13 protein-coding genes are annotated in these 11,899 nt (G+C 69.9%); 5 read left to right on the top strand and 8 right to left on the bottom strand.

Annotated features, from left to right (window positions below):
* A partial coding sequence (locus ACKVMH_RS10515; protein WP_412700243.1) for a DUF2306 domain-containing protein occupies positions 1 to 714 on the bottom strand: 714 nt, incomplete at its 3' end.
* Between the two features lie 146 nt (positions 715 to 860).
* Here ACKVMH_RS10515 and ACKVMH_RS10510 point away from each other — a divergent pair.
* The 5 genes from ACKVMH_RS10510 (at position 861) to ACKVMH_RS10490 (ending at position 5,764) form a co-directional block, all read left to right on the top strand.
* On the top strand, positions 861 to 1,967 hold the full coding sequence (locus ACKVMH_RS10510; RefSeq protein WP_412700242.1) for a sensor histidine kinase: 1,107 nt from the start codon (positions 861 to 863) through the stop codon (positions 1,965 to 1,967).
* A complete protein-coding gene (locus ACKVMH_RS10505) occupies positions 1,964 to 2,608 on the top strand; it encodes a response regulator transcription factor (RefSeq protein WP_412700241.1) in 645 nt (214 codons plus the stop codon). Before ACKVMH_RS10510 ends, ACKVMH_RS10505 begins: the two co-directional genes overlap by 4 nt.
* 161 nt (positions 2,609 to 2,769) lie before the next feature.
* On the top strand, positions 2,770 to 3,075 hold the full coding sequence (locus ACKVMH_RS10500; protein ID WP_412700240.1) for a hypothetical protein: 306 nt from the start codon (positions 2,770 to 2,772) through the stop codon (positions 3,073 to 3,075).
* 71 nt (positions 3,076 to 3,146) lie between these two features.
* Positions 3,147 to 4,226, top strand: a complete 1,080-nt coding sequence (locus tag ACKVMH_RS10495) for a class 1 fructose-bisphosphatase (RefSeq protein WP_412700239.1) — start codon at positions 3,147 to 3,149, stop codon at positions 4,224 to 4,226.
* Positions 4,227 to 4,345: 119 nt separating this feature from the next.
* Positions 4,346 to 5,764 carry a sigma-54 dependent transcriptional regulator gene (locus ACKVMH_RS10490; protein ID WP_412700238.1) on the top strand — a complete coding sequence of 473 codons (1,419 nt, stop codon included), beginning with the start codon at positions 4,346 to 4,348 and terminating at the stop codon, positions 5,762 to 5,764.
* Between the two features lie 79 nt (positions 5,765 to 5,843).
* On the opposite strand, the gene ACKVMH_RS13675 is transcribed toward ACKVMH_RS10490, so the two are convergent.
* The 7 genes from ACKVMH_RS13675 to ACKVMH_RS10455 form a co-directional block, all read right to left on the bottom strand.
* Positions 5,844 to 6,614, bottom strand: coding sequence for a transporter (locus ACKVMH_RS13675; protein ID WP_459167111.1), 771 nt, complete (start codon positions 6,612 to 6,614; stop codon positions 5,844 to 5,846).
* Positions 6,615 to 7,338: 724 nt separating this feature from the next.
* Positions 7,339 to 8,094 (bottom strand): hypothetical protein, encoded by a 756-nt coding sequence (locus ACKVMH_RS10480; RefSeq protein WP_412700236.1) that lies wholly within the window; start codon positions 8,092 to 8,094, stop codon positions 7,339 to 7,341.
* Between the two features lie 31 nt (positions 8,095 to 8,125).
* The gene (locus ACKVMH_RS10475) at positions 8,126 to 8,836 is read right to left on the bottom strand and encodes a C39 family peptidase (RefSeq protein WP_412700235.1); all 711 of its coding nucleotides are present in this window, start codon (positions 8,834 to 8,836) and stop codon (positions 8,126 to 8,128) included.
* 105 nt (positions 8,837 to 8,941) lie between these two features.
* Positions 8,942 to 9,751 carry a hypothetical protein gene (locus tag ACKVMH_RS10470; RefSeq protein WP_412700234.1) on the bottom strand — a complete coding sequence of 270 codons (810 nt, stop codon included), beginning with the start codon at positions 9,749 to 9,751 and terminating at the stop codon, positions 8,942 to 8,944.
* 61 nt (positions 9,752 to 9,812) lie between these two features.
* Positions 9,813 to 10,583 carry a hypothetical protein gene (locus tag ACKVMH_RS10465; protein WP_215219057.1) on the bottom strand — a complete coding sequence of 257 codons (771 nt, stop codon included), beginning with the start codon at positions 10,581 to 10,583 and terminating at the stop codon, positions 9,813 to 9,815.
* Positions 10,584 to 10,657: 74 nt separating this feature from the next.
* Positions 10,658 to 11,431 (bottom strand): hypothetical protein, encoded by a 774-nt coding sequence (locus ACKVMH_RS10460; protein ID WP_215219058.1) that lies wholly within the window; start codon positions 11,429 to 11,431, stop codon positions 10,658 to 10,660.
* A 38-nt stretch (positions 11,432 to 11,469) separates the two neighbouring features.
* Positions 11,470 to 11,899: hypothetical protein (locus ACKVMH_RS10455; protein WP_412700233.1), on the bottom strand; the 430-nt coding region annotated here is incomplete at its 5' end.

Below are 11,899 nucleotides of genomic sequence, written 5' to 3'. Positions count from 1 at the left end.
CGTGCCGGGCGCTCGCAGGCGCGTGCCAGCCGGCGCACCCGCACGGGGACGCTGCGGACGCGCGTGGCGGCGGTCCAGCCAGGTGGTGGCGACCACCGCCAGCACTACCGGCAGGAACCAGCCGGCGAGGTAGGCTGCGCTGCCGACCACTTCCGGCAGCAGCCGCGGAAGCCCCAGCGCGAGGAACGCGACGTGCGTGGCGGCGCCGTTGGCGACCATCGCCCCGTAGTGCTCCTGCAGCCACCAGTTCGGCCGCGCCGGCATGACCCTGCGCCGGCGCCACATGTCGAACCCGGTGAACACGCCGACCAGCGAGAACCCGGTCAGCAACGTGCTCCCAACCGACAGGCCCAACGCCAGCACTCCAAACCCGGCGAGCGGGTTGGCGATGGCCAGCGCCGCATGCATCCGGCCGAAGTAGCGCGTCGCCGACGCCCGGTCGCGAATCGCGCGCCACGACAGCCACACCGAGGTCGATACCAGCAACAGCAGGTAGGCGAGGAACGTTGCGCCTACGGTCTGGCCGTCCAGCGCGCGCGCCACTGTCAGCGGCACGCCGGTCACGACCACCACGGCCATCGCCAGCAGGTAGACGCGGCCGACCAGCCGGTGGGGCCGACTGCCCTTGCGCAGCGCAGCGGTGGTCCAGAACGTCAGCAACGCCACGGTTCCGGCGGCAACGTGCGGCAGGGCGAAGGCGGACAGGACTTCCATGGCGGCGGCTCCTTTGAAGGTGCCGCCAGCGTCGCGCGGTGGCGGCGCCCGCCGCAGTCCCGCCGGTCACCGCTTCGACCTGCCGGAAGTCACTTTCTGGTGCCGATGCATTGCGCCGCTGCGCGCGCGCGGCCAGCATCCGCCGCATGGAACTGTTGCGCGCACTCACCCAGCCACTGGTGCTGGCCGGACTGGTCACCTGGGCCGCGGTCGCGCTCGGGCTGCCGGTGGAGCAGTCGGGCCGGCCGGCGCTGATGTGGTCGCTGGCGCTGGCCTACCTGGTCGGGTTCGTCGCGATCGACGTGCTGCCGGGGCGGTGGCAGCAGCGCCTGCGGATGCCCTTGTTGGCGCTGCAGGCGGCCTGCGCGCTGGCGCTGGTGTGGCTGGCCCCGCGCGGCGGCACTGCGCCGGTGCTGCTGGTGGTGCTGGTGGCGCAACTGGCGATGGCGCTGCCGCCGCGGGTGACGGTGCCGGCGGTGGTGGTGCTCAACGTCGCGCTGTACCTGCTGCTGCGCGAGGCCGGCTACACGCAGCCACTGCTGGTCACCACGCTGTATGTCGGGTTCCAGGCCTTCGCCGCGCTGACCGCGCACTATGCCCGCACCGCCGAGGCCTCGCGCGACGCGCTGGCAGCGGTCAATGCCGACCTGCTGGCGACCCGTGCGCTGCTGGCCGACAGCGCGCGCAGCAACGAGCGGCTGCGGGTCGCACGCGAACTGCACGATGTCGCCGGCCACAAGCTGACCGCGCTCGGCCTCAACCTGCGACTGCTGGAGGCCGACCCGGCGCTGCGCATGCGCGATGAGCTGCGCACCTGTCGCCAGCTGTCGTCGGAACTGCTCGGCGATCTGCGCAACCTGGTCGCGGCGATGCGCCAGGACGACGGCCTCGACCTCGCCACCGCCCTGCATGCCCTCGCCGCGCCGTTGCCGCGGCCGTCGCTGCAACTGCGGATCGACCCGTCAGCCAAGGTGACCGACCCCGCCGTGGCCGAGGCGATCGTGCGCACCGTGCAGGAGGCGCTGACCAACGCCGCCCGACACGCCGGCGCCGAACGGCTGACGGTGGCACTGGTCCGCGACGGCGACACCCTGCGTCTGCGGATCGACGACGATGGCCGCCTGCGCGGGCCGCTGCGCGAGGGCAACGGCCTGGCCGGCATGCGCGAACGGCTGGCGATGCTTGGCGGCCGTCTGGCGCTGTCGACCGGTGACGCCGGCGCACTGCGGATCGACGCGGAGATCCCGGTATGAGCGCGCCCCCGGAACCCTTGCACGTCGCCCTCGCCGACGACCAGGCGCTGGTGCGCGCCGGCCTGCGCGCGCTCCTGCAGCAACAGGGCATCGTCATCGCGGTCGAGGCCGACGACGGAGAGGCACTGGTGGAACAGCTGCAGACTCAACCGGTCGATGTCGTCCTGAGCGACGTGCGCATGCCCGGCGTCGACGGCATCGAGGCGCTGCGCCGGTTGCGTGCACGCGGCGACACCACGCCGGTGCTGCTGCTGACCACCTTCGACGAACCCGACTTGCTGCTGCAGGCGACCCAGGCCGGCGCCCAGGGGTTCCTGCTCAAGGACGCCGCGCCGGAAGACCTGCGCGCGGCGATCCAGGCCGTCGCCGGGGGCGCCTCGCTGCTGCAGCCGGTCAGCACCGACCCGATCCGCTCACGCTACCGCTACCACGCCGACGACGCCCCGAAGGAGCGCTTCAGCGAGCGCGAGGTCGCGATCCTGCGACTGCTTGCCGGCGGCTACTCCAACAAGGAGATCGCCCGCGCGATGTTCCTCGCCGAAGGCACGGTCAAGAACTACGTCTCGGTGATCCTCGACAAGCTCGACACCCGCGACCGCACGCGCGCGGTTCTCAAGGCGATCACGCTGCGGGTGATCTGAGCCGGGGGATCAACAGGGCGATCTGCACGGTCATCGGCGCCGGCACCGCCTGGCTGAACCGGGATTCATCGACCCTGCACCTACCTCTCACGAGCGCGCAGGGATGATGCCGCGCTTTCCGATCTCACTCCCTGCGACCCATGCTGGCCACGCTACGCCCCATGAACTTCTCCCACGACGAACTGCTGCTGGAACTGGACCACATCGAGGCGACCATTGCGCGTGCGGTGCGCCAGGCCGGTTCCGGCCACGACCCGACGCTTGAGCGCCAGCTCGACGCCCACGGTCGCAGCCTGCGGGCGATGCTCGATGCCGAGGCGGCGGTGGTGGTGGACGACGTCCTCGATGCCGCCAAGCGCGTACTCGACGCGGCCGAGCCGGCTGCGCCACTGCTGATGCTCGACATGGCGCGAGCCAACCTGGCCGCGGTGGTGCGGCGCTCGCAACGGCTGCGTCCGGCGGCCTGATCGCCCGCCGCTGCGGGGCTTCGCGCGCCCGCCCGGCTTACAATCGCGGTTCCGCCACTGCCGAAGCCGCCATGACCGCTCCCGCCACTCCGGGCCCCGCCGGGTCGACCACGTCCTGTTCGCTGACCCGCTTCCTGATCGAGGAGCAACGCGCGGGCCGGGTCGGCCCTGACCTGCGGCTGCTGATCGAAGTGGTCGCGCGCGCGTGCAAGTCGATCTCGATCGCGGTCGGCAAGGGCGCGCTCGGTGGCGTGCTCGGCGACGCCGGCACCCCCGGCGCGGCCAGCGTGAACATCCAGGGCGAGGCGCAGAAGAAGCTCGACGTGATCGCCAACGACGTGCTGCTCGAAGCCAACGCCTGGGGCGGCCACCTCGCCGGCCTGGCGTCGGAGGAAATGGACCACAGCATGCCGATCCCGGATGTCTATCCGCGCGGCAATTACCTGCTGCTGTTCGATCCGCTCGACGGCTCCAGCAACATCGACGTGAACATCTCGGTCGGCACGATCTTCTCGGTGCTGCGATGCCCCGAGGGCGTTACCACGCCGGGCGACGAACACTTCCTGCAGCCGGGCACCGCGCAGGTCGCCGCCGGCTATTGCACCTACGGGCCCAACACCACGCTGGTGCTGACCGTGGGCCACGGCACCCACGCCTTCACCCTTGACCGCGAGATCGGCAGCTTCATGCTGACCACCCGCGGCATGCGGATCCCGGAAGAGACCCGCGAGTTCGCGGTCAACATGTCCAACCAGCGCCACTGGCAGCCGCCGATGCAGGCCTACATCGCCGACCTGCTGGCCGGTACCACCGGTCCGCGCGGCAAGGACTTCAACATGCGCTGGGTCGCCAGCATGGTGGCCGACGTGCACCGCATCCTGACCCGAGGCGGCATCTTCAGCTATCCGCTGGACGCCAAGTGCGAGGCCAAGGGCGGCAAGCTGCGGCTGATGTACGAGGCCAACCCGATGAGCTTCCTGGTCGAGCAGGCCGGTGGCGCCGCGAGCACCGGCCGGGCCCGAATGATGGAGGTCCAGCCCAGCGGACTGCACCAGCGGGTGCCGGTGTTCCTGGGATCCCGGGCCGAGGTCGAGGCCGCGGTGGGATACCACCTCGAACACGATCGCGCCGCCGCCGCGGCGGTCGGCTGAACCGGCGCGCTTGCTGGACCCGAATGGCCGCCGCTGACCGTTCGCGGCGGCCACTCGCGTTGGATTGACTTGCCCCGGGGAGTCGGCGCGGAGGGCGCGACGGGGCAAGGAGCGAGGGAGTGGCCAACGATGAAGTGCACGGTGGCGCCGTGCAGGGCAGGGATGCACGCGACCTGATCTACGTGACGCGCGGCGGTGCCGGGCGCGTGCTGTCGCTCGGTGGCCTGCAGCGGATGGGCTGGGTGCTGCGGCGCGCGCCGGACGCGCGACAGGTGATGAAACTGCTGCAGTCCCGGCCCGGGCATCCGTACGCGGCGTTGCTGGACCTGCGCGAGGGGTTTTCCGAGCACGACCTGGCCGAGTTCGGCGATGCATTGTCGGCCGGCAACATCGGCTGGGTGGCGGGCGTGGACGCCGACCAGCTCAGCGACGAGCCGGTGCGCCGGCTGATCCGCGACTACTGCTACGACTACGTCACCCTGCCCTGCCCCGAAGGTGTGCTCAACACCGTCGTCGGCCACGCGCACGGAATGGCGCGGCTCGGCAGCGGCCGGGTCGACCGGGTCAGCAGCGCGGGCAGCGACGACATGATCGGCGACAGCCCGGCGATGCAGGCCCTTAACCGCACGCTGCGCAAGGCCGCGCTGACCGAGGCGCCGGTGTTCATTGCCGGCGAGACCGGCACGGGCAAGGAACTCGCGGCGATGGCGGTGCACCGGCATTCGCATCGCCATGCGCATCCCTTCGTCGCGATCAACTGCGGGGCGATCCCGCACGAGCTGGTGCAGTCCGAGCTGTTCGGCTACGAGCGCGGCGCCTTCACCGGTGCGCAGCAACGCAAGCTGGGCCGGTTCGAGATGGCCAACGGCGGCACCCTGTTCCTCGACGAGATCGGCGACCTGCCACTGGAAAGCCAGGCGTCGCTGCTGCGGTTCCTGCAGCAGGGCAGCTTCGAGCGGCTCGGGGGCCACGAACAGATCCGCGTCGACGTGCGCATCATCTCGGCGACCCATCACGACCTCGAGCAGGCCGTCGACGAGGGCCGCTTCCGCGCCGACCTCTACCACCGGCTCTGCGTGCTCAGGCTGCAGCAGCCACCGCTACGCGACCGCGGCGCGGACATCGACAAGCTCGCCGACCACGCGCTCAAGCGTTACTCGGACGAAGGCCAGCACGCGCTGAAGGGTTTCGCCCCGTGCGCACGCCAGGCGCTGCACAGCCACCCGTGGCCGGGCAACGTGCGCGAGCTGATCAACCGCGTGCGACAGGCGGTGGTGATGGCGGAGGGACGCCTGATCACCGCCGAGGACCTGCATATCGACGGACCCGCGTCACGACCGCCGCCGACGCTTGAGGACATCCGCGACGCGGCCACCCGCTGCGCGATCGAACAGGCGCTGCAGCGCAACCGCGGTCGCCTGATCGACACCGCGCGCGAACTGGCGATCTCGCGGGTGACGCTGTACCGGCTCATGGGGCGCCACGGTCTGCGCGAAAGCGAGTCCGACGGCAACGACCGGTCGGTACGTATCTTCTGAACCCGCCCCGACGTGTCACGGCAAAGCGCCGCAACGGTGATCGGTTGCGGCGCTTTGCGTTGGTGCCTGCGTGGACCGGTCAGAACGTGTGCGAGGCGCGCAGGCCCATGACGAAGTTGGGCGCGTCGGGGGTCAGGCCGATGGTCGCCTGGCTGCTGAGCGTCCAGCCCGACCGCAGGGCGTAGGTGCCACCGACGTTGAACGTGGAGCTGTTGCTCGAGCTGCCCGGCACCCGCATCTCCGGACCATCGGGCGACGTGGTGTGGGTGGCGGCCGAGAACGCGCTGCCGATGCTGAAGCTGATCGCCGAGCGGTCGTTGAGCGCGATCGCCATGCCGGCGCTCAGCTGGATGGTGTTGCCCAGCGACACCTCGGCTGGCGAGACCTGGTCGAGCACCGGCGAGATGTCGTCGAACTCTTCCGGACGGTAGATGGTGTATCCCAGGTTGCCGAACAGGATCACCGGGTCATAGGTGCGCAGCGCCGAGACGTTGAAGGTCGCGCTCCACAGGCCGGTGCCGGTCGGCAGGTCCTCGGGGATGTTGAGGTTGTTGTTGTCCTCGTCGGCCATGATCAGCTTCAGGCCGAAGGGGTGGCGCCCGGTTGGCGCGCGCACCCGCAGGCTGGTCACGATGTCGGGCCAGGTGGCCGACTCCTTCACCCACTGGTAGTAGGCCGCGACACTGACGTCGCCGATCCCGCTCGAGCTCAGCTGCACCTCGCTGATCTCGGTGGAGGCACCGCCGGCGCCGCCGCTGACGAACCGGGTGTCGCGCTGGACCCAGGGAATGTTGCCTTCGATGCTGAAGCGGTCGGTCAGCCCGTAACGCCCGGACACGTCCAGTGTCATCACGCTGGCCTTGGTCTGGTCGAGGTTGAGCGTGCCGAGGAAGATGGCGTCGAGTGCCAGGAACCCGCTGAGCGCGAGTTGCCGGCGGTCGTAGTAGCTGTAGTTGAGTCCGGTCTCGAAGGTGAAGCGGCGCTCGAACAGCGGCGCGTGCTCGCGCACCACCAGCGCCTTCTCCTGTTCGCGGCGCTCCTCGTCCTCGTCCCGGCGCGCCTCGCCGACCTGCAACGGCTGCTGCGGGTCGNGCTCGAACAGCGGCGCGTGCTCGCGCACCACCAGCGCCTTCTCCTGTTCGCGGCGCTCCTCGTCCTCGTCCCGGCGCGCCTCGCCGACCTGCAACGGCTGCTGCGGGTCGGTGGGCGGCGACTCCTGCGTCGCCAGCTGGCCCGCCGCACGCGCGGTCTCCTGCGCGGCGGCGTCCTGCTCGACCGACTGCGGCCCGGGCGTGGACGTGAGACCTCGGCCGCGCTGCTCCATCAGCAACGCGTCCAGCTGCTGGCGCAGGCTGTCGATCTCGGCCTGCTGGCGCCCGAGTTGCTCGATCATCTGCCGGAGCAGTTCGTTGGTGGCTGCATCGCTCGCGGGATCCGCGGCGTGGGCCGCGCCGCTGCCGAGCGCCAGCGCGATGGCGAGGAACAGCGGCCGGGCAACGGGCGACGGGGTGTTCAAACGCATGATCGGGGCATCCCTGGAATGACTCTCCGCGCGTTCCACGCGGCCCCCCTGATCAACGGCCGACTCCATCCATTCCGGCCAGTGCCTGCTTGATGCCCAGGTGCTGCTGCCAGCTGTCGGGCATGGCGGCAGTGAACAGCTGCAGGCGCAGCTGGTTGCGCCCGGTGACGTTGTCGCCCGCGATCTGGCCGAGCTGCCGGATCGAGCCATTGGCGACGTCGCCACCGATGTGCTGCGACAGCAGCGCGCCGGGCCCGGTGATGCTCAGGCTGGCGCCGAGGGCGGGGTCGAAACTGATGCTCGCCGTCATCGGCCCGGCCGTGCTCGCGCTGCTGGCGAGGCCGTTGAAGGTGCCGCCGGCGCCCGCGGCGGGCGTGAAGCTGATCGAGGTGATGTTGCCCAACCGGTTGCCGTCACCGGCGATCTGTGCGATCTGGCCGATGCCCTGGACCTGCAGGTGTTCGCCACCGCCGGCCTGCTGTCCGCCGGCCGGCGCGAGACCGCTGCCGGCGCCGGACCCGCTTTCGCTGTGGACCTGGACCAGGTAGCCACCGTTGCCGTCGGGCACCACCTGCAGCGTGCCGGTGGCATGTGCGGTGCCGCCCTGGGCGTTGTGCAGGGTGGACACCAGGTCGATCCGAAGGCCGACCAGCATGTTGGCGCCGTAGAACTTGCCGCTGACCTCGGACAGGGTCGCGTCGTCGACCAGCTGGGCACGCAGAGGAGGCAGGGCGGACCCGGCAAATGCCGGGCCCGCGCCTGCCACGAGGATCCAGAACAGGGCACGGGGGAGTGTATGTCGGTTCATGGAAACCTCGTTTACGGAAGCCGCGATGTGCTCAGAACAGGTCGGCGTGGACCAGGCCGAACTCGACCACGCGCGGCGGCGTGGTGGCTCGGTCCAGTGCGTCGACCCGGCGCTGGAGCGCAGGCGAACTGCGGCTGTTGACCAGGTACGAGTCCGGATCCATCGGTCGGTCGCCCACCACGGCGAGCACGATCCCGTTCCAGCCCTCGACAAAATCGCGCTCGTTCATCACCCGGTGGCCGAGCGCGGGATCGGCGACGAAGACACGCCCGGCGTCGGCGCCCTTCACCACCACGAAATGCTTGTAGCCCTTGAGGTCGAGCAGCGCGATCACCGGCATCTGCAACCGGTAGAGCGCGTCGGGCTCGATCTTGAAACCGTGGGCGCGCAGGCCGAGCGTCTCGACGTAGCGCTTCATGTCGAGCATCGAGAAGCCGTTCTGCACCACCTGCCTGGGATCGACCCCGACCATCATCCGGCGGATCATTTCCTGCTCGTCGGTCTCGATGCCGTAGCCGTACTGCAGCACGCTGCCCAGCGCCGCCGAGCCGCAACTGAAGTCGTACTGCTGCGGCATCAGTTCGCGGAAGCGCAGGTCGCGGAAGGTCCTGACCTGCTTGCTGACCGGCGCGGTGCCCAGCTGGCCGGCGTTGAAAGCGGTCTGCGCGTGGCCGGCGCCCGGCGCAAGCGAAAGCCCGGCCAAAAGGCCCACGGCGATCAGGAATTGCATCAGCGGCTTCATGCTTGCGGTGGCTCCTTGTTGCCGGGTCGGCGGATCTCCGCCGGCCCGGGTTTCACTTGCATGCACGACAGCTACGTCGCGCGCGGTTGGATCCGGTCGTCCGGATCAGTCGCCTTCGCAGGCCGGGCACGGATCCGGCGGAGGCGTGCAGGTGCCGCACGACGCCACCGCGATCGAGAGGCCGTTGTGCTGTGCGTTGCCGATGCCCGCGGCGATGTTGACGCCGATGTTGCCGATCGCGTTGGACAGCGCGCTGCCGTTGAGGAATGCGGTGTTGTCGAGGTCGCACTCGGCGATCAGGTCGTTCCAGAAGGTCAGCTGCTCGCTGTCGGCGCTGGCCTTGGCGATCGTGCCGGAGCCATTGACCGATGCGGCCAGTGCATTGGATTGCGCGTTGCCGACACCGGCTGCGACGTTCAGGCCGATGTTGCCGGCGGCATTGGCCAGCGCGTTGTCGGTCACGTAGGCGTCGTAGAAGCCCTGGGTGGGGTTTTCGTCTTCGTCGTCGGCGATGTTGAAGGCGGTGGTCTGGTTGTTGAACAGCATCGCCGAGGCGAACACGGCGTCACCGTCGACCGAGGCGAGCGCGGCGTCGTTGGCCTGCGCGTTGCCGACACCGGAGGCGATGTTGGCGCCGATGTTGCCCAGTGCGTCGGTCAGCGCGTCCCCGGTGACCGAGGCGCTGTTGTCGCCGTCGCCGAAGGAGCCGTTGGCTTCGGTGGCCTGGTCCTGGTCGACCAGCGCGGCCGATTCGCTGGACACGTCGATTTCGCCCGTGGCGAACACGTCGCCCATGACGTAGATGCTGTTGTACATGTCCCAGTTGCTGTAGATCGTGGCGTCGTCGCCTTCGGCCAAGGCCGGTGCTGCGAATCCCGCCAGTGCCAGTGCAAGGATGGTGAGTCGGGTCTTCATGTCGTTACCCCCTCAAAGGGTATGGATGGCGGGGCGGCTGGCCGCCCCGCCGGGTGTTGCATCAGTCGCAGGTGCCGCACGACGCGACCGCGATCGACAGCCCGTTGTGCTGGGCATTGCCGACGCCGGCGGCGATGTTGACGCCGATGTTGCCGACCGCTGACGACAGCGCCATGCCGCTCAGCGAGGCGTCGTTGTCGAGGTCGAAAAACGCCTCGGCGGTGTTGATGGCGGTCACCTGTTCGCTGTCGGCGCTGGCCTTGGCGATCGTGCCCGAGCCGTTGACCGAGGCCGCCAGCGCATTGGACTGGGCGTTGCCGACGCCGGCCGCCACGTTGAGCCCGATGTTGCCGGCGGCGCCGGCGAGCACGTTGTCGCTGACCGACGCGTCGTAGGCGATGCCGTCGTCGGGGATGAGCTCGCCACCGATGTTGCCGATGGTGGTCTGGCTGTTGAACAGCATCGCCGACGCGAACACGGCCTCGCCATCGACCGACGCCAGCGCGGCGTCGTTGGCCTGGGCGTTGCCCACGCCGGCGGCGATGTTGGCGCCGATGTTGCCGAGCGCGCCGCTCAACGCATCGTCGGCGGCGGACGCGGTATTGTCGCCGTCGCCGTACGACCAGTTGGCGTCGGTGGTCTGGTCCTGGTCGACCAGGGCGGCGGACTCGCTGGAGACGTTGATCTCGCCACTGGCGAACACATCGCCGATGACATAGATGCTGTTGAACATGTCCCAGTCGCTGTAGATCGTTGCGTCGTCGCCTTCTGCGAAGGCGGGCGCGGCGAAGGCCACCAGGGCGGCGGCGAGCAGGGTCGTCTTGATCTTCATAGGGTGGTTCCTTGCGTGGATGGTGTCGTGGATGGGGCGGCCGGGGCCGCCCCGTCGGGCGTCAGGTCAGGGGATCAGTTGCAGGTGCCGCAGGAGGCGACCGCGATCGACAGGCCGTTGTGCTGCGCGTTGCCGACACCGGCGGCGATGTTGACGCCGATGTTGCCGACCGCGGCCGACAAGGCCGAACCCGAAAGCGATGCGGTGTTGTCCAGGTCCATCCCGGCCACCACGTCGTTCATCTCCGTCAGCTGCTCGCTGTCGGCCGAGGCGCTGGCGACGTTGCCCGAGCTGTTGACCGAGGCGGCGAGCGCATTGGACTGCGCGTTGCCGACGCCGGCGGCGACGTTGAGGCCGATGTTGCCGGCGGCGCTGGCGAGCACGTTGTCGGACACGCTGGCGTCGTAGAACAGACCGGCATCGGCCTCGAACGCATCGGTGCCGAGGTTGGCCGCGGTGGTCTGGTTGTTGAACAGCATCGCCGAGGCGAACACCGCCTCGCCGTCGACCGACGCCAGCGCGGCGTCGTTGGCCTGGGCGTTGCCCACGCCGGCGGCGATGTTGGCGCCGATGTTGCCGAGCGCGCCGCTCAGGGCGTCCTCGCTGGCGCTGGCAGTGTTGTCGCCGTCACCGGTGGACCAGTTGGCCAGGGTGGTCTGGTCCTGGTCGACCACCGCCGCCGATTCGCTGGCGACGTCGATGGTGCCGGACACGAACACCTCGCCGATCACGTAGATGCTGTTGTACATGTCCCAGTCGCTGTAGATGTCGGCGTCGTCGCCCGCCGCGAACGCGGGGGTGGCAATCGCCAGCAGGCTGGCGGCAATCAGGGTGTGGCTGAGTTTCATGGTTTCTCTCTCCTGTCGTGGGTGGTGCGGATGCAGCGTCAAGGCGTGCCGCTAGGCAGCTGGAGCACGATGGCGTTGGTCGAGGCATTCCCGACCCCCGCCGTCTGGTTGACCTGGACCACGCCCTGGCTGCCGCGGAAGGCGTCATCGGCGATGAACGCCTCGCGGGGCCGGGACGTGGGTTGGGCTCCCCCAGAAGTGGTATCGCCGGCGACGCCGGCGAGGGCGGCGTCATCGACGCCGGCGACCAGCGCCACGGCAGAGCTGCCGAGCTGTCCGATCGCGAAGAGGTTGGCCTGCGCGTTGCCGCTGCCGGCCACCTGGTTGACCGACAGCAGGCCCTGGCTGGCGGAGAACGCGCCGTCGCGCAGCTGTGCGCTGGCGGCCCGGTCGAGCGCGCCGGCGGTTGGCTGTTGCCGCGCCTGCAGTCCGACCAGTCCGGTGCCGCCATCGGCGATCGCGATCGCC

It is taken from the genome of Lysobacter zhanggongensis (genome assembly GCF_046638635.1).
In the GTDB taxonomy this organism is placed as follows: domain Bacteria; phylum Pseudomonadota; class Gammaproteobacteria; order Xanthomonadales; family Xanthomonadaceae; genus Novilysobacter; species Novilysobacter luteus.
The sequence above is the reverse complement of the archived record's forward strand: the minus strand, read 5'-3'. Positions and strand labels throughout refer to the sequence as shown.